Genomic DNA, 17,661 nt, shown 5'->3' on the forward strand with positions numbered 1-17,661 from the left:
TCTCACTCACTTCGCGGCCTCCGTGCTGCGCGCCTTGCGCCGGGTCACGGCGTTGTCCGTGGCTCCGGTGATCGCGGCGATGATGTCTTCGTTGGTGGTGTCCTTGACGCTGAAGACACCGTTGTTGCGCCCGAGGCGCAGGACGGCCACCTCATCGGCGACGGCCTTGACGTCGGCCATGTTGTGGCTGATCAGCAGGACGGCGAGGCCGCGCTCGCGCAGCCGCTCCACGAGGTCGAGGACCTGCGCGGTCTGCTCGACGCCGAGGGCCGCGGTGGGCTCGTCGAGGATCACCAGCTTGGGCTCGCCGACCAGGGCGCGGGCGATGGCCACGACCTGGCGCTGACCGCCGGAGAGCGAGGCGATCGGGATGCGCACGCTGGGGATGCGGATGGAGAGCGTGTCGAGGAGCTCCTTGGCCCGCTTCTCCATCTTCACTTCGTCGAGGACCTTGGCCCGGCCGAGCTCGCGGCCGAGGAAGAGGTTGGCCACGACGTCCAGGTTGTCGCAGAGCGCGAGATCCTGGTAGACGGTGGCGACGCCGAGTCCCTGGGCGTCGTGCGGGCGCGCGATGGTGACGGACTTGCCGCCCCACTCGATGGTGCCCTCGTCGATGGGGTGGACCCCGGCGATCGTCTTGACCAGGGTCGACTTTCCGGCTCCGTTGTCGCCCACGAGAGCGACCACTTGACCCGCGTGGACTTCCAGATCGACCTCGGTGAGCGCCTGTACGGCACCGAAGCGCTTGGAGACTCCGCGCAACGCCAGCACGGGTGCGGCGGACATGTGAACCATCTCCTTCGTCCGCCGCGGGGACGGCGGAGCACCGCCGTACGGGGATGGCGTACGGCGGGATGTGACGTGTGTGGGAAGGGGGTCCCCCCTGCTCGAGCGAAGTCGAGAGCTTGGGGGAGGGTGGGCGGGCGGGGTGGTTCGGCTCGCCCGGTTCGGCGGGCTCCGTACAGCGTCCCGGCTCCCGGCAGCGGGGTGAATAGGGAGGGAGCCAGGACGCCGTACGAGTTCCGCGTGCGCCCGGTTCGCGGGGCGGGCCCGGGTCAACTCACCACCGGGCGCCGCCCTTTGGGGCACTGCGGGCTACTTGATGCCCGCGTCCGCGCAAGCCTTGGCGTACTCGCCCTTGCAGATCTCGCTCGTCTTGTAGAGCTCGTCCTTGATCACGGTGTCCTTGATGTTGCTCTTGTCCACCACGAACGCCTGCACCAGGGCCGACGGGATGCCCTTGTCGCTGGGGCTGTCGAGCTTCGTCGTCAGCAGCGAGTCGATGCTGTCGCCCTTGAGGAGCTTCACCGCGACCTCGGCGGTCTTGTCCGCCTCGGGCTTGTACGGCTTGTAGATGGTGAAGGTCTGAGTGCCCTTCAGGATCCGCTGGATGCCCGCGAGTTCGGCGTCCTGGCCGCCGACCGGGATGCCCGAGACCTTGGCCGACTGGAGGGCCGCGACGACGCCGCCCGCCATGCCGTCGTTGGCCGAGTAGACCGCGTCGAAGCCGTCCTTGCCGAGCTTGGTGATGGCGGTGCCCATCGCCTTGCCGGCGATGCCCGCGTCCCACTCACCGGTCTGCTCGTAGACGACCTTCTTGACCTTCTTGTCGAGGACGGAGTGGGCGCCCTTCTTGAAGAGCGCGGCGTTCGGGTCCGACGCCTTGCCGTTGATCATCACGACCCGGCCGTCCTTGGCCTTGTCGCCCAGGGCCTTGACGACGCCCTCGCCCTGGAGGCGGCCGATCTTCTCGTTGTCGAAGGAGACGTACGCGGAGAGGGGGCCCTCGGCGAGCCGGTCGTAGGCGACGACCTTGATGCCCTTGTCCTTGGCCTTCTGGACCCAGGACTTGGTGGCGCCGGAGTCGACCGGGTCCAGGACGATGACCTTCACCCCGGCGGTGACCAGGTCGTCGAACTGCTGCTTCTGGGTGGAGACGTTCTCGGACGCGTTCTTGTAATTGATCTTGCAGTCGGAGCAGAGCTCCTTGACCTTCGCCTTGATCAGCGGGTAGTCGAACGACTCGTAACGCGTGGTCCGGCTCTCCGGGAGCAGCAGACCGATCGTCTTGTTGTCGTCACTGCCCTTGTCCCCGCCCCCCGCCTCACCACAAGCGGCGAGGGAAACGGCCATCGCGGTAGCGGACAGGGCTATCGCGGCACGACGCAGATGGGTGTTCACTTTTCTGACCTCCCTGACGTGGCCGCGTCGTTGCGGCCGAGGTGGCTCGAAGTCAACTCGGCCGCCTCAGCAGCGTCAAGGAGTAAATCCTTAACGAGATGACAACGGTGCCATGCGTTATCTAAGTGAAGGCAGGTGCTCCCGCAGGCAGCGTTCCGTCCAAAAGGGTCGAATCGCCCATCTCGCTCAGTGCGAGGGCGAGCGCCCCCAGCACCTCGGCCCGCCCCCCAAGTGCCCCGGGAAGTACGGACAGTTGGCGCGCCGCGCTCGGGATCGCGTACCGCCCGACGGACTCCCGGATCGGGCTCAGCACCAGCTCACCGGCCTCGGCGAGGTCACCGCCGAGCACCACCCGGCTCGGATTGAGCAGATTGCACAGGTTCGCCACACCACTCCCGATATGCCGCCCCACATCGGCGATCACCCGACGGCACCCGGGGTCGCCCTCGCGCGCCAGCGCGACGACCCGCTCCATGGTCAGATCCGTCCCGTGGCTGGACTGCAGCAGCGGCAGCACGTAGCGGGCCGCGGTGAAGGTCTCCAGGCAGCCGCGGTTGCCGCAGCGGCAGACGGGCCCCGACTCGTCGAGCGTGATGTGCCCGATCTCGCCCGCGGTGCCGCCGGGCCCCCGGTAGATCCGCCCGCTGATCACCAGTCCGGCGCCCACACCGCTCGCGACCTTGATGTACGCGAGGTCCTTCACGCCCCGCCCGCTGCCCCAGACGAGCTCGCCGAGCGCGCCGAGGTTGGCGTCGTTGTCGACGTGCACCGGCACGCCGAGCCGCTCCTTCAGCTCCTCTGCGGGCTTCGTGCCGGTCCAGCCCGGCAGGATCGAGGTGGAGCCGAGGGTGCCGGACTCCACGTCGATGGGGCCGGGGACGCCGAGCCCGATGCCCGCCACCTTCGCCCGGTCCACGCCCGTCGCCGCGATCAGACGGCTCACCAGCTGCTCGGCCCGGTCGAAGCCCTGCGCGGCCGAGGCGTCCACGTCCAGCGGCTCGGACTCCTCGGCGAGCACCTGGTGGGCGAGGTTGCCCACGGCCACGCGCAGATGGGTGTGGCCGAAGTCGACCCCGATGACGATGCCGGCGTCCCCGCTCAGCGAGACGCTGCGGGCCCGCCGCCCCCCGGCCGAGGTGGGCGTGACCTCCACGGTCCCGCCGTCCTTCAGCTCCCGGACGATGTTGGACACGGTGGCCGCGGACAGTCCCGTCGTCCTGGCGATCTCCGCCTGCGTGAGCGACCCGGCGAGCCGTACCGCGCGCACGACTCGTTCCAGATTGGCCCGGTGCAGCGAGGACTGCGACCCAGGAGTCTCCATTGACTCATCCTTTGCCCTATGTAAGGCGACACGTAGCCACCCCTGACGCCAGCCGCGATACAGGCCGGGCCACATACAAGTTGTGAACTACAAACTCCGTCGAAGCCGATGCCTCAGTCAAGTCCTTGACGGCAATCCGGCCTTCGTCATCCCCTGCCCTCGGATCGACGTGGGCGGCCCGGAGGGTTCACCTCCGGGCGCCTTCTCCTCGTGAGGAGTACTCGTATCCGTCGGCTCGCTGGACGAGGCGCAGGTTCTTGTGAGAAGTGTCGACATGGCCTCCGAGGACGGAGACGCGGTGAGTACCGGACGCCCGGACCGAGACCCTCCCCTGATACGTCCCTCGGTACTTCCCCTTGGGGACCGTCGCTCGCCTGTCGCTTCGCGTACGGGCGCAACTCCCGCGTCCCGTGGATGTCGCGACGAGGACCGTGTCCGGGCGCCGGACAATGCGTGTGGTGTCTGTGACCTCACCCACGCAGAGAGCGTCCAAGGTGTGGCTCTTGGCCAGTCGGTGCTCAGTGCGGTTGTACTTGGTCCGTCCGCCGGACCACATCGTGACAGGTGGCCCTAGCGTCCTCAGACCTTGGATGCGTTGCCAACGCGTCGCATTCATGGCAGCCGCATCCCGCAAGGATGCTCTGGTCTGATTGCAAGGGACGCACGCCAACGTCAAGTTGGAGATCCGATCGGAATCGCCTCGCGCCCGCGGCTCGATGTGATACTCGGCTGCCTCCAGCGATTCCTTGCCGACACTGATCGCATGCGTGTCGAACGCAACGGACTCCACGTGTACTTCGGTGATGGGGAACAGTCTCAACAGGCGACGCTCGGTACCCACGGTTGTCTCGACCCGGTGCGCCAGAAACGGCGCGAGCCAACCACGCCGCCGCCGACGGCTCGCTCGACGCCGCATGCTCGCATGAATCCTCGCGCCCCGATGAACCAGCTCCAGCGCGAACAGACCGCGGCGATGGGCACCACCCTGGCCCGGGGCAACCTGGCCCGGGGCAAACGTCTCCGAATCACTACTGACGGCGAATCCACTCCCCTTGAGTGGGTACCCACGTCTGTCGATCGCTGCGACCATCCCCGCACCGGTTCCGACACCGGAAGAAGAACGGATGGCACGGCGGCCGCCCTCACTGGCGGTATCTGCTCCCTCGACCACGGCCAGGGCAGCGGTCTCGGGGTGACGCCGCACGCCAACAGGTGAGGTGCGTGCGGTCTCCCCTCGCCCAAGTTCCCTACCGATTCCAGAGCCTGCTGCTGAGGAAGCACAGCAGGGTGCACGCCCTACTTGATCGTCGCCGCCGTGAGCCCCGACTGCACCTGCCGCTGGAAGGACAGGTACACCACGAGCACCGGGATCATCGAGATGGTCATGCCCGCGTACAGGGCGGGCAGGTCCGTCTCGTAGTTGCCCGCGTTCATCAGGCTCACCAGGCCCTGCGCGAGCATCGAGCGGTCGGGGTCGTTGCCGCTCTGCTTCTGCATGAGGGTCAGCGGCAGGATGTACTGGTTCCACTGGCCGAGGACGTTGAAGATGCCGACGCTGATCAGTCCGGGCTTGGCCATCGGCAGCATGATCTGGAAGAAGACGCGGGTGTGCGAGGCCCCGTCGATCACCGCCGCCTCATGGATGGCCGTCGGCAGCGTTCTGAAGAACGAATGGAGATAGAAGACCGTGAACGGCAGGGAATACGCGATATAGACCAATATCAGGCCCTGATACGTATTCAGCATGCCGAGCCGGTCGACCATGAAGTAGAGCGGGACCAGGGCCAGGAACACCGGGAACATCGAACCGGCGACGAAGAAGTAGTAGATGAAGCGGTTTCCGACGAAGTCGTAGCGCGCCAGGACGTACGCCGCCATCGCGCCGAGCAGCATCGTGAGCGGCACCGAGAAGACCATGACGATCAGGGTGTTGAGGAGATAGTCGCCGACACCCTTCTCCCAGCCGCGCTGGAAGGCGTCGAAGGTCCACTCCGTGGGCCAGGCCCAGGCGCTCGACTTGATCTGGGAGTCGGTCTTGAAGTTGCCGAGCAGGATCCAGAAGAGCGGCAGGACGATCATGATCGACCAGAGGATCAGAAAGCCGTGCGAGAAGGCGTTGAACGTCTTGCCTTCCGCGTCGCGCGGGGCGCCGGAACCGCGGCTGCCACTGCCGCGCTGGCGGGGCAACTTGGCCTTGGTGACCGGGGGTTGAGTCGCAGGAGCCGTCATCGCTCGCGCCTCCTCAGAACTCGATGCGGTCGCGGCGGCTGAGCCGCAGCGTCACGATGGACACGATCAGGGTGAGCAGCAGCATGACCACACCCATGGAGCAGGCGTATCCGCTCTTGCTGAACGTCTGGAAGTTCCGCATCAGATACGTGGAGATGACCTCGCTGTGGTGGTCGGGGCCACCGCCGAAGTCCTGCGACGTCAGCGTGGAGATCAGCAGGAACGCGTCCATCGAGAGGATCGCGAGGAACACCCACGCCGTCTGGATGGTCTCCCAGAGCAGCGGCAGCGTGACGCGGATGAAGGTCTGGAAGCGGCTCGCGCCGTCCAGGAGCGCCGCCTCGTAGATGTCCTTGGGAATGGACTGCATGGCCGCCGAGAACAGCACCATGTAGAAGCCCGCCCCGGCCCAGATCATCACGAACGTGATGCACCACAGGACCGTGTTCGGGTCGTTGAGCCACTCCGTGGGGTTGTTCTTGTCGCCGAGCCCCACGGCCTGCAGGCTGCCGTTGATCAGGCCCGAGTCGTCACCCCGGTAGACCGCCTTGAAGAGGATGGCGAGGATGGCGATGGACAGGACCTGCGGGAAGAAGAAGATCACCCGGTAGAAACCGGAGCCCCGCACGCCCTGCACACCGCCCGCGCCGGTGCGCCCGCCGACGTTCACCATGAAGGCGAAGAACAGCGAGAGCAGGATCGTGAGCGCGGGCACGAAGATCAGGAGCAGGGCGTTGTGCTCCAGCGCCTTCAGGAAGACGTCGTCCTTCGCCAGGTTCTTGTAGTTGTCGAAGCCGACGAAGTTGAACTTCTGTGAGGCGCCGCTCCAGTCGGTGAACGAGTAGCTGATGGTCTGGATGTACGGCCAGATCACCAGCAGTAGGTACAGCCCGACGGGGAGGACGAGAAATCCCGCTATGAACGGGTACTTTTTGCGATGCATAACACCCTGCTCCTGGCCTGGTCAGCCCTGAACTTCCGGTCCTAGCGCTTGTTCTTCGGGTTCTTCTCGGCCTCGGCGTCGGTCGCCTTCTGCGCGCGCTCCAGCCACTGCTTCGGCGTGATGCGCTTGGCCATCAGCTCACCGGTGGCGTTCTGGATGGCGACGTCCATCTCGCTGTACCACTCGGGGTAGCGGAAGTTGAAGCGCTCGGGCACCGGGCACGCGTCGACGGCCGCGAGGGCCGACTTGATGCCGGGGCGCAGCTGGACGCTCTTGTCCACGTACTCGGGGCCGAGCACCGAGAGCGAACTGGCCTCCTTGGCAAAGGCGGTGGCGCCCTCCTTGGAGAGCATGCGGCGCAGGAACTCCAGGCCGCCCTCCACGTTCTTCGCCTTCGACGGGACGATGAACGGCTCGTCGGCGCCGGTACGCACCGCGTGCAGCTTCATCTTGCTGCCGGGCAGCAGCGGCAGCGGCAGGAACGTCATCTCGAAGTCCGCCGGCGTCTGCTTGGCCTGCTCGTTCTCCAGCCAGGAGCCGCTGGGGATGAAGACGGCCTTGTACTCGTTCCACTTGGTCTGAGCCTCGGTGTGCTCAAGGGAGTTGGTGCCCGGCATCAGCAGGCCCTTCTCCACGATCTCGTAGACCGCCTCGATGGAACGCTTGGCCGCCGGGTTGCCCACGAACGCCTTGGGGTCGAGGTTGTCGATCTTCTTCACGGAGTCCATGCCGCCGGTCTTGGCGATGAGGTCCATGATCACGATGTTCATGTAGTACGGGTACTTGCCCTGGTGGGCGAAGCCGCCGATGCCCTTGGACTTGGCGTCCTTCATGATGCCGATGAAGTCGTCCCAGGTCTTGGGGGCCTCCCAACCGTGCTTCTTGAAGAGCTTGTTGGAGTACCAGACGCCCCACGCCGCGTACACGTAGAACAGCGCGTGGAACTTGCCGCCGAAGGTGCCCTGCTCGATGGTGCCGGGCAGCATGATGTCCCGGACCTTCTTGGACGGGTCGTCGACCGAGGGCGCGTCGAGCAGCTGCGTGAGGTCCGTGAGCTGGCCGTCCTTGAACAGGGTGTCCAGCTTCATCTTCTTCGAGCCCGAGTCGTCGACGACGTCCGGCGGGTTGCCCTTGTTGAAGCGGGGCTGCAGCTTGCCGGTGACGTCCTGCTCGCCGGAGTGCGCGACGTCGCCGCCGTACTTCTTCTCGAAGGACGCCTCCCACACCTTGGCGTACGAGTCTCCGTAACCGCCCTTGAAGATGAAGACGTCAAGGTCGTTGCCCTTGCCGGCGCCGAAGGGGTTGTCCTTCGTCTTCTTCCCCTTCTTCGCCTTGTCGTCGTCGCTGCCGCCACCGGAGGCACACGCGGAGAGCGCGCTCATGGTGGGGACGGCGACGATGCCCAGGGCGGCGGCCCGCTTGATCAGGTCACGACGGCCGATTCCGGACGCACTGCCGGACGTGCTGGGGGTCTGGGGGGTTCCCGACGTTCCAGAGGTGGATCCCATGCTCAAGTCCTCGCCTTCTCCAGGACTCAGGCGGTGAACCGGATCCTCCCCGGCACCGCGGTGATGGTGTAGCTGGGGTCGTGCGTTGAAACCGATGGAGCTGTGGTGCTGTGCACTGAAGGGGGCTGTATTCGGCTGGCAGAAAGGGCAGTTGACCAGGCATCCCGCGCCGATCACCCCCGGTTCCGCGGCCTGTGGAGAGGCTGTGCGGACGCCGACAGGTATAGTCCACTCACGCTCCGGTGGGCAAGATCGAATGCAGGTTTGGGCTGCAGTCTTTCCCGAGTTGAGACCTGCCGGGCCTTCAGTCGAAACCTCTCGCACGACGGCGCGAGACAGTGTGGACTTTTGCGTCCAGGCACATGGACTTTCCGGACTTCTTCGTCCGGGAGCGGTGGCACCCCTTCCGCACACCGAGCCGGCTACACCGCGTCTGCGGCGCTCTGGATGCGGTCGACGACCTCGGCCGGAGTCGCCCGCTTCGCCATCATGTCGCCGAGCGCCACACCACTCGCATCCCTCAACTCCGCCCCGAACCCGCCCCATTGCACCGCATTGTCCCCGGCCTTCCCATACGCGTCACGGGCGGCCGCCACGCCCTTCGGCAGCTCCCATGCCGCGGAGTCGCGCACGCACGGCAGCACCCCGAGCTTCTTCGCGAAGCGCGCCGCGCCCTCCTTGCCGAGCATGAAGCGCAGCAGCTCCATGCCCCCGTCCGGATTCCCGGCCGCCTTCGGTACGAGGAAGGGCTCGCCCGCCGCGACGACGAGCGTCCCGAAGGGCAGCGCGTCATCGGCACCCAGGGACGGCGGCGGACCGACGGCAAGGTCGAAGTTGTCCTGGGGAGCCGCCTCCGCCTCCACCCAGCTCCCGTTCGGGATCAACAGGGCCCGCCCCTTGACCCACTGGGTCTGCGCCTCAATGTGGTCGAGGTCGTAAGACCCCTTCCACACATGCCCCTTGCGGGCGATTTCGTAGTACGCCTCCAAGGTCTCGCGCACGGCGGTGTGCCGCCAGGCGCCCGGCCGGTTCTCGACGAGCGCCGCGAGGACGTCACGACCGCCGCGCTTGGCGATCGAGGCGGCGACGCCGAACCAGAGGTAGTACGGGTACTTCCCCGGATACGTGAGTCCGGCCATCCCTTGGTCCTTGGCGGCCTCGCAGACGGCGAGCAAATCGGCCCAGGTCTTCGGGTAGTCGACGCCGAGGTCGCGCAGGGCCTTGCGGGAGTACCAGAACCCGTAGACGGTCAGCACGTAGTTGAGAACGTGCACTGCCTTGCCGTCCTTGCCGTCCTTGCCATCTCCCGCGACCCGGCCGGCCTCCAGGGCCTGGGGCACGAGTGTGTCGCGCACGGTCTTTCCCGGGCTGCCGAGTGCGGGGGCGTCCAACAGCGGGCCGAGGTCGGCGAGTTGCCCCTTCTTGACGAGGGCGGCGGCGGACAGGGGCTGCGTCCCCGAGTTGGCGATCAGGTCCGGTGGGTCGCCGGACGTGAGCAGGGGCTGCACCGCGGACTTGATGTCGCTGGTGCCCCGCGGGCGGACCTCGACCTTCGGGTGCGCCTTCTTGAACAGCCCGATCGCGTCGTCGAGGTAGTCGTTCCCGTACCCGCCCTGGAAGAGAAGGAGATCGAGGGCGCCCTTCCCGCTGACGCCCAGGGGGTCCCCGCTCGCCCGCGAACCGCTGCGCGCGCCACCTCCGTCACCCTTCCCCTTCCCCTGGGGCGAGCCACCGTCGTCGCCGTTCCCGCGCAACGCGACGTAGACACCACCGGCGGCAGCGGCGGCGACCCCGGCCGCGGAGAGCCGAAGGAGCCCACGCCGCGAGACCCCGACGCGGGGGCGCTCTTCGGGTACGACGGTGACGATCCCCAACTCGCCTGGAGAAGCGGTGGGTTGAGGGACCGTGAGGTCGGCGTGCCGAGCGGCTGGACGGACGGGCTCCGCGCTCGTCGCGGGCGCGGCCGGCGGCGGGGCGGGGACGTCGGCCGGAGCGGGAAGGCCGCCCCCGGACGAACCGGAAGGCGGCACCTCGGCTCCGACGCCACGGTCGCCGACGCCCTCGACTCCCGCGCCCTCAACTCCTGTGCCCTCAACTCCTGCGCCATCAGCTCCGGTGCTCGCGACTCCCGAGCCCTCAGCTACCGCGCCCTCGACTCCCGTGCGATCAGCTCCGATGCCCTCGACTCCTGCACCATCAGCTCCGACGCCACGGTCGCCGATGCCCTCGACTCCCGCACCATCAGCTCCCGCACCATCAGCTCCGGTTCCCTCAACTCCCGCACCCTCAACCCCGGAGCCACGGCCTCCGGAGCCATCGGCACCGACACCGTCAGCGCCCACGCCGTCCGCCCCGCTGCCGTCGCCGCCGCCCCTCGCCCCGAGCCCGCCCTCCCCATCCCCACCCCGCTGCGCCACCAACGCGCTCACCCCGGACGGCAGCCACGGCTCCCCCATCCGCAACGTCGCCGGAACCGAGAACTCCGCCTGGAGCTCCGCCACCGTCGGGCGGGTCTCCGGGTCCTTGGCGAGGCAGCGGGCCACCGCGCGGCGCAGCGTCGCGCCGGGGACGCCCTCGACGTTCGCCTCCTGCTCCATCGTGCGGTAGATCATCGCGAATACGTCCCCGTGCCCGAACGGGCCCTCGCCCGTCGCCGCGTACACGAGCGTCGCGCCCAGCGCGTACACGTCCGTGAAGGAGCCGATCTCCGAGCCGCGCAGCTGCTCGGGCGCCATGTACCCCGGAGTGCCCGGGACTTGGCCGGTGCGGGTGATCTGCGAATGGGCCACCGACCGCGCGATGCCGAAGTCGATGACGCGCGGCCCGTCGTCGGCGAGCAGCACGTTCGACGGCTTCAGGTCCCGGTGCGTGAGCCCCGCCGCGTGGATCGCGGCGAGTGCCGCCGCGATGCCGGCCGTCAGCGCACGCAGCGACGGCTCCGGGAGCGGGCCACGGTGCGCGACCGCCTCCGTGACCGAGACGCCCGGGATGTACTCCGTGGCCAGCCACGGCCGCCGGGCCCGCGGATCCGCGCCGAGGACCGCCGCCGTGAACCGCCCGTCCACCTGCCGCGCCGCGTCCACCTCGCGCGCGAAGCGCCGCCGGAACTCCAGGTCACCGGCCAGCTCGGTGCGCGCCGCCTTGATCGCCGCGAGCCCGCCGTCCGGCCCCCGGCCCAGGAAGACCTCGCCCATGCCGCCGACACCGAGCCTGCCCAGGAGCTCATAGCTGCCGATCTCCGCCGGGTCCCCGGCCTCCAGCGGATTCACCCGTGCCACGGCGCCGCGCACCTCCCCCGGTCTTCAGCACGCTCCCCGTCCCGGCCTGCCCGCCGGTCCGCCCGCGCGAGGATACCTTCCCGCCGCACGCGCCCCCATGACGCCCCAACACCCTTGACACCTCTGCCCACTTGACTCCCTACTGGACCTTGCGAAGCCAAGTGACAACGTTGTCCAAGCCGCAGGGAGGGACTCACGTATGGGGCACCGAGCCCGCTACAGACGCCGCTCCGCGAGGACCGGGATGGTCGTCGCACTCACCGCTCTCACCCTCGTCGCCGCCCAGGCCACCGCCACCGCGAAGCCGGACCGACCGCCGCGCGCCGACCGGGAGTTCGCCTCCTCCTTCGAGGAGCAGGACCCGCCGCCCGCCTGGCTGAACACCGTCGAGACCGGCCCCGACGGGAAGAAGAAGGCCGCCGGTGTCAACGGGGCGTTCAGCTCCGGCATCCCCGGAAGCGTGATGGACCACGTCACCGACGTGCGGGCCAGCGGTGAGAACACCGGCGGCGGGGAGGGGAAGGAGAACCTCGTCGACGGCGAGGCGAGCACCAAGTGGCTGACCTTCGCGCCCACCGGCTGGGCCGAGTTCGAGCTGGACGAGCCCGCCAAGGCCGTGACGTACGCGCTGACTTCGGCCAACGATCATGCCGAACGCGACCCCAAGGACTGGACCCTGAAGGGCTCCACCGACGGCAAGGACTGGAAGGTACTCGACGAGCGGACCGGCGACAGCTTCGACGGCCGGCACAAGACCAAGTCGTACGACTTCGCCAACGACACCGCCTACAGCCACTTCCGCATCGACTTCACCGCCAACAACGGCGCCTCCGACGCCCTCCAACTCGCCGACGTCCAGCTCTCCGTGGGCGGCGGCGAGACCCCCGTACCCGAGGACATGCTGAGCCTCGTCGACCGGGGCCCGAGCGGCTCCCCCACCGCCAAGTCCCGCGCCGGCTTCACCGGCAAGCGCGCCCTGCGCTACGCGGGCACGCACACGGCGGACGGGCGCGGCTACTCGTACAACAAGGTCTTCGACGTCAACCTCGCCGTCCGGCGGGACACGGAGCTCTCGTACCGGGTCTTCCCGTCCATGGCGGACGGGGACCGTGACTACGACGCCACGAACGTCGCCGTCGACCTCGCCTTCACCGATGGCACCTATCTGAGCGAGCTGAACGCCCAGGACCAGCACGGGTTTCCGCTCACCCCGCGCGGCCAGGGGGACTCGAAAGTCCTCTACGTCAATCAGTGGAACCACGTCTCCGCCGCGCTCGGGCAAGTCGCCGCCGGCAAGACCGTCGACCGGATCCTCCTCGCGTACGACTCTCCCGAGGGGCCCGCGAAGTTCCGGGGCTGGCTCGACGACGTGACCATCCGGCAGGCGCCGCCCGCCGAGCCGAAGGCGCACCTGAGCGACTACGCGGACACCCGGCGCGGCACCAACTCCAGCGGCGGCTTCTCCCGCGGCAACACCTTCCCCGCGACCGCGGTCCCGCACGGCTTCAACTTCTGGACGCCGGTGACCAACGCGGCCTCGACCAGCTGGCTCTACGACTACGCGCGCGGCAACAACGCGGACAACCTGCCCACCATGGAGGCCCTCGCGGCGAGCCATGAGCCGAGCCCGTGGATGGGCGACCGGCAGACGTTCCAGCTGATGCCCTCGGCGGCCGAGAAGGTCGACACCTCCCGCAAGGGGCGCGCGCTGCCCTTCAAGCACGGGAACGAGACGGCGCGGCCGTACTACTACGGCGTGCGCTTCGAGAACGGCGTGCGGGCCGAGATGACGCCCACCGATCACGCCGCCGCGCTGCGCTTCAGCTACCCCGGCGACGACGCGAGCGTGGTCTTCGACAACGTCTCCGAGCAGGGCGGTCTCACCCTCGACAAGGAGAACGGGGTCGTCAGCGGGTACTCGGACGTGAAGTCGGGGCTCTCCACGGGGGCCACGCGGCTCTTCGTGTACGGGGTCTTCGACAAGCCCGTGAAGGAGGCCGAATCCGCCGGTGTGAAGGGGCACTTCACCTTCGACGCGGGCAAGGACCGCACCGTCACGCTGCGGCTCGCGACCTCGCTCATCGGCCTCGACCAGGCCAAGGACAACCTGGCGCAGGAGCTGCCGGAGTCGCGGTCCTTCTCCTCCGTGCGGGACGCCGCGCGCGCCCAGTGGGACGGGCTGATGAAGAAGGTGGAGGTCGAGGGCGCCACGGAGGGACAGCTCACCACGCTCTACTCCTCCCTGTACCGGCTGTACCTGTACCCCAACTCCGGCTTTGAGAAGGTCCGTTCGGAGAGCGGGGGCAGTGGCGGGGGCGGTGGCGGTGGCGGCAAGGGCACGTACAAGTACGCCTCCCCCTTCTCACCGATGCCCGGACCGGACACCCCGACGCACACCGGCGCGAAGATCGTCGAGGGCAGGCCGTACGTCAACAACGGTTTCTGGGACACGTACCGGACGACGTGGCCCGCGTACTCGCTGCTGACTCCGAAGAAGGCGGGTGAGCTGGTCGACGGGTTCGTGCAGCAGTACAAGGACGGCGGCTGGATCTCCCGCTGGTCGTCACCGGGGTACGCGGACCTGATGACCGGCACGTCGTCGGACGTGGCGTTCGCCGACGCGTATGTGAAGGGCGTCGACAACTTCGACGCGGAGGCGGCCTACAAGGCGGCCGTGAAGAACGCGACGGTCGTGCCGCCGAACCCGGGCGTGGGCCGCAAGGGCATGCCGACCTCCCCCTTCCTCGGCTATACGAGCACCGACACCGGAGAGGGTCTCTCCTGGGCCCTTGAGGGCTACTTGAACGACTACGGGATCTCCCGCATGGGGCAGGCCCTCTACAAGAAGACGGGCGAGAAGCACTACAAGGAGGAGGCCGCGTACTTCCTCAACCGCGCCCGGGACTACGTCAACCTCTTCGACCCGAAGGCGGGCTTCTTCCAGGGCAAGGACGGCAAGGGCGTATGGCGCGTCCCGTCGGAGAAGTTCGACCCGCGCGTGTGGGGCTACGACTACACGGAGACGAACGCCTGGGGGTACGCCTTCACGGCGCCCCAGGACTCGCGGGGTCTCGCGAACCTGTACGGCGGCCGGTCCGGGCTCGCCGACAAGCTCGACACGTTCTTCGCCACTCCGGAGACGGCGTCCCCCGAGTACGCGGGCTCCTACGGAGGCGTCATCCACGAGATGACCGAGGCCCGCGACGTCCGCATGGGCATGTACGGACACTCGAACCAGGTCGCCCACCACATCGCGTACATGTACGACGCGGCCGGGAAGCCGTACAAGACGCAGGAGAAGGTCCGCGAGGTGCTCGCCCGCCTCTACACCGGCAGCGAGATCGGGCAGGGCTACCACGGCGACGAGGACAATGGCGAGCAGTCCGCCTGGTACCTCTTCTCCTCGCTCGGCTTCTATCCGCTGGTGATGGGCAGCGGTGAATACGCCATCGGCTCACCGCAGTTCACCAAGATGACGGTGCACCTGGAGAACGGCCGCGACCTCGTCGTGAAGGCCCCGAGGAACAGCGCGAAGAACGTGTACGTGCAGGGACTCAAGGTCAACGGCAAGGCGTGGCACAGGACGTCGCTGCCGCACGAGCTGATCGCGCGCGGCGGGGTCCTGGACTTCTCGATGGGCCCGGAGCCGTCGTCGTGGGGCACCGGCAAGGACGCGGCGCCCGTCTCCATCACCCAGGACGACAAGGTGCCGTCGCCGCGCACGGACGCGATCGAGGGCGAGGGGCCGCTGTTCGACAACTCCTCGGCCACGACGGCCACTTCGCAGTCGGCCGAGCTCCCGGTGAAGGGGAGCCCGCGCGCCGTGCAGTACACCCTGACGTCGGCGGATCACGCGAAGGCGCCGAGCGGCTGGGTGCTGCAGGGCTCCGACGACGGCGAGAAATGGACGGACCTGGACCGGCGCACGGACCAGTCCTTCACCTGGGACCAGCAGACCCGGGCGTTCACGATCGCCGACCCGGGTGCGCACAAGAAGTACCGGCTGGTGCTCGACGGCGGGCCCGCGACGCTCGCCGAGGTCGAACTCCTGGGCTGAGCGGGCTGGTTGGCGGACCTCGCCCGCCATAGAAGGGTGCCCCGTCGCTCACTCCGGGCGGCGGGGCACCCTTGTGGCGCTTCAGCGGGCGACCAGCCCCGCGTCGTACGCGAGCAGTCCGGCCTGCGTCCTGTTCGCGCACTCCAGCTTCACGAGCATCCGCGAGACATGGCCCTTGACGGTGGCCTCGCTCAGGAAGAGCCGCGAGGCGATCTGGGCGTTCGAGAGCCCCTCGCCCAGGCACGTCAGCACGTCCGACTCCCGTTCCGTGAGCTTCCCGATGAGGCGCTCGGCCCGCTCCCGCGCCGCGTCCTCACCGGCGGACGCGGCCACGATGCGGCGCATCGCCACCGGCGAGAGCACCGTGTGCCCGTCGGCGGCGACCCGGACCAGGCCGATCAGGTCCTCGGGGGGCGTGGACTTCACCAGGAACCCGACGGCTCCGCCCCGCAGCGCCCGCAGCACGTACTCGTCGGCGTCGAAGGTGGTGAGCACGACGACCTTCGGGGGCCGGTCGAGCTCCATGATGCCGTCGATCGCCGTGAGGCCGTCGACGCCGGGCATCCGGAGGTCCATGAGGACGAGGTCCGGGCGGTGGCGCAGCACGCTCTCCACCGCGGCCGCCCCGTCGTGCGCCTCGTCGACGACGTCGATGTCGTCGGCGGATCCGAGGATGGTCCTCAAGTGCGCGCAGACCATGGGTTCGTCGTCGACGACCAGCACCTTTACGACTTCGCGTGCCATGCACACCAGTCTATCGATAAGATCACCGGCGACATCGCGTGCCGGTCACCGGCTGGGTGAGGCATGGAGGTGTCGGGAGCTGCCTTGTGGAGGCACTCGACCATGTCAGTACAGCTCAATCACACCATCGTGCACGCCCGGGACGCCCAGGAGTCCGCCGACTTCCTCGGGGACCTGCTCGGCCTCGAAGTGGGCGCCCAGTGGGGCCCGTTCATCCCCGTGGTGCTCGCGGGCGGCGTCACCCTGGACTACGCCTCGATCCCCGAGGACAAGATCGCGATGCAGCACTACGCCTTCTTGATCTCCGAGGCGGAGTTCGACGCGGCGTACGAGAAGATCACGTCGCGCGGTATCCGGCACTGGGCCGACCCGCACCAGAAGCAGCCGGACGAGATCAACCACAACGACGGCGGCCGGGGCGTGTACTTCCTCGACCCGGCGGGCCACGCCATGGAGCTGATCACGGTGCCGTACGGCGGCTTCCCCGCGTAGCGGCCGCCCGGCGCAGGCGCCATCCCTGAATTTCGGGATACCGGGGTGCGGGTTGCCCCTGGGACTTTCTTCGTACGCAGTGCGGGACGGTTCCAGAGCGCAGCCCGCACCCGAACGGGAGCAACGAAATGATGCGATGGACGGCCACGCGTCTGTGGCGACCGCTACTCGCCCTCGCGGTCGGCACGGGCACCTTCCTCGGCACGACGGGACAGGCCACGGCGGCCCAGGACCAGCAGGCCCCGAGGGCCGAGGCAGCCGCCTCCGGTTATCTGAACCTGCACCAGTGCGCGTACTACGCGAGCAGCCTCGACGACCACTTCAACACCTTCGTGACGCCGAGCGGCGACGGGCGCTACTCCACCGGCACGAAGCACTCGGCCACCGCCGACACCACGGCGGCCTGCGGCGCGGGGAACGGCAATCACGTACCCGTTCCGCTCCTGCACGGCGTCAAGGCGCTGAACCTCACCGCGGGCCGCTACCTCAACCTCCAGCAGTGCGACTACTACCGGAGCGCGAGCACCGACCGCTTCACCACCCTGGTGACGCCGAGCGGCGACGGACGCTACTCCACCGGCACGAAGGTCTCCAACACCAGGGAGACCACGCCCACTTGCGGCCCGGGCAACGGCAGCCACGTGCCCAACCCGGGCCTCTCCGGCTCCCTGCCCCTGGACCTGACCGCGGGCCGCTACCTCAACCTGCACCAGTGCGTGTACTACTCGGAGCGGCTCAAGAGCCACATGACGAGCGTCGTGCCGGCGCCGGACACGCGGTACGCGACGGGCACGAAGGTCTCCGACACCCAGGAGACGAGCCCGTCCTGCGGCTCCGGCAACGGCGACTACGTCCTCGTCCCGCTCCTGTCGGCCGTCAAGAGCATCCCGCTGAGCTGATCACTCGCG

General features: G+C 68.4%; 12 protein-coding genes. 3 read left to right on the plus strand and 9 right to left on the minus strand.

All coding sequences use genetic code 11. The features are described from left to right. Window positions 1–6: 6 nt before the first annotated feature. From ACQB60_RS25515 to ngcE (ACQB60_RS25550), 8 genes are all read right to left on the minus strand, one after another. On the minus strand, window positions 7–795 hold the full coding sequence (locus ACQB60_RS25515; protein ID WP_496928447.1) for an ATP-binding cassette domain-containing protein: 789 nt from the start codon (window positions 793–795) through the stop codon (window positions 7–9). 300 nt (window positions 796–1,095) lie between these two features. After that, on the minus strand, window positions 1,096–2,181 hold the full coding sequence (locus ACQB60_RS25520; RefSeq protein WP_496928448.1) for a substrate-binding domain-containing protein: 1,086 nt from the start codon (window positions 2,179–2,181) through the stop codon (window positions 1,096–1,098). A 121-nt stretch (window positions 2,182–2,302) separates the two neighbouring features. After that, complete coding sequence (locus ACQB60_RS25525; RefSeq protein ID WP_384844525.1) at window positions 2,303–3,502, minus strand: ROK family transcriptional regulator; 1,200 nt, start codon at window positions 3,500–3,502, stop codon at window positions 2,303–2,305. Window positions 3,503–3,689: 187 nt separating this feature from the next. After that, window positions 3,690–4,592, minus strand: coding sequence for an RRXRR domain-containing protein (locus ACQB60_RS25530; protein ID WP_496928508.1), 903 nt, complete (start codon window positions 4,590–4,592; stop codon window positions 3,690–3,692). A 206-nt stretch (window positions 4,593–4,798) separates the two neighbouring features. Further along, window positions 4,799–5,731: a carbohydrate ABC transporter permease gene (locus ACQB60_RS25535; RefSeq protein WP_496928449.1), complete on the minus strand. Its 933-nt coding sequence runs from the start codon at window positions 5,729–5,731 to the stop codon at window positions 4,799–4,801. Between the two features lie 13 nt (window positions 5,732–5,744). After that, complete coding sequence (locus ACQB60_RS25540; protein ID WP_496928450.1) at window positions 5,745–6,674, minus strand: carbohydrate ABC transporter permease; 930 nt, start codon at window positions 6,672–6,674, stop codon at window positions 5,745–5,747. 41 nt (window positions 6,675–6,715) lie between these two features. Further along, on the minus strand, window positions 6,716–8,182 hold the full coding sequence (ngcE, locus tag ACQB60_RS25545) for an N-acetylglucosamine/diacetylchitobiose ABC transporter substrate-binding protein (protein ID WP_496928451.1): 1,467 nt from the start codon (window positions 8,180–8,182) through the stop codon (window positions 6,716–6,718). 422 nt (window positions 8,183–8,604) lie between these two features. Next, window positions 8,605–11,460, minus strand: coding sequence for an N-acetylglucosamine/diacetylchitobiose ABC transporter substrate-binding protein (gene ngcE / locus ACQB60_RS25550; protein ID WP_496928452.1), 2,856 nt, complete (start codon window positions 11,458–11,460; stop codon window positions 8,605–8,607). A gap of 199 nt (window positions 11,461–11,659) precedes the next feature. Between ngcE (ACQB60_RS25550) and ACQB60_RS25555 the strand changes: the two genes are divergently transcribed. After that, window positions 11,660–15,517, plus strand: a complete 3,858-nt coding sequence (locus ACQB60_RS25555; protein WP_496928453.1) for a GH92 family glycosyl hydrolase — start codon at window positions 11,660–11,662, stop codon at window positions 15,515–15,517. Window positions 15,518–15,598: 81 nt separating this feature from the next. On the opposite strand, the gene ACQB60_RS25560 is transcribed toward ACQB60_RS25555, so the two are convergent. Beyond that, window positions 15,599–16,261: a response regulator gene (locus ACQB60_RS25560; protein WP_496928454.1), complete on the minus strand. Its 663-nt coding sequence runs from the start codon at window positions 16,259–16,261 to the stop codon at window positions 15,599–15,601. 102 nt (window positions 16,262–16,363) lie between these two features. Between ACQB60_RS25560 and ACQB60_RS25565 the strand changes: the two genes are divergently transcribed. Together ACQB60_RS25565 and ACQB60_RS25570 are read left to right on the plus strand one after the other, a co-directional pair. After that, window positions 16,364–16,753 (plus strand): VOC family protein, encoded by a 390-nt coding sequence (locus ACQB60_RS25565; protein WP_496928455.1) that lies wholly within the window; start codon window positions 16,364–16,366, stop codon window positions 16,751–16,753. Between the two features lie 128 nt (window positions 16,754–16,881). Next, on the plus strand, window positions 16,882–17,652 hold the full coding sequence (locus ACQB60_RS25570) for a hypothetical protein (protein ID WP_496928456.1): 771 nt from the start codon (window positions 16,882–16,884) through the stop codon (window positions 17,650–17,652). The last annotated feature ends 9 nt before the right edge of the window (window positions 17,653–17,661 follow it).

Origin of the sequence: Streptomyces odontotermitis (assembly GCF_050510915.1) — a bacterium.
GTDB lineage: Bacteria > Actinomycetota > Actinomycetes > Streptomycetales > Streptomycetaceae > Streptomyces.

Excerpts from the sequence above, each read along its gene's own strand:
- ngcE (WP_496928451.1), bottom strand. The coding sequence starts at position 8,182 with ATGGGATCCACCTCTGGAACGTCGGGAACCCCCCAGACCCCCAGCACG.
- ACQB60_RS25555 (WP_496928453.1), top strand. The coding sequence starts at position 11,660 with ATGGGGCACCGAGCCCGCTACAGACGCCGCTCCGCGAGGACCGGGATG.
- ACQB60_RS25565 (WP_496928455.1), top strand. The coding sequence starts at position 16,364 with ATGTCAGTACAGCTCAATCACACCATCGTGCACGCCCGGGACGCCCAG.
- ACQB60_RS25535 (WP_496928449.1), bottom strand. The coding sequence starts at position 5,731 with ATGACGGCTCCTGCGACTCAACCCCCGGTCACCAAGGCCAAGTTGCCC.
- ACQB60_RS25525 (WP_384844525.1), bottom strand. The coding sequence starts at position 3,502 with ATGGAGACTCCTGGGTCGCAGTCCTCGCTGCACCGGGCCAATCTGGAA.
- ACQB60_RS25530 (WP_496928508.1), bottom strand. The coding sequence starts at position 4,592 with ATGGTCGCAGCGATCGACAGACGTGGGTACCCACTCAAGGGGAGTGGA.
- ACQB60_RS25540 (WP_496928450.1), bottom strand. The coding sequence starts at position 6,674 with ATGCATCGCAAAAAGTACCCGTTCATAGCGGGATTTCTCGTCCTCCCC.
- ACQB60_RS25570 (WP_496928456.1), top strand. The coding sequence starts at position 16,882 with ATGATGCGATGGACGGCCACGCGTCTGTGGCGACCGCTACTCGCCCTC.
- ACQB60_RS25560 (WP_496928454.1), bottom strand. The coding sequence starts at position 16,261 with ATGGCACGCGAAGTCGTAAAGGTGCTGGTCGTCGACGACGAACCCATG.
- ACQB60_RS25515 (WP_496928447.1), bottom strand. The coding sequence starts at position 795 with ATGGTTCACATGTCCGCCGCACCCGTGCTGGCGTTGCGCGGAGTCTCC.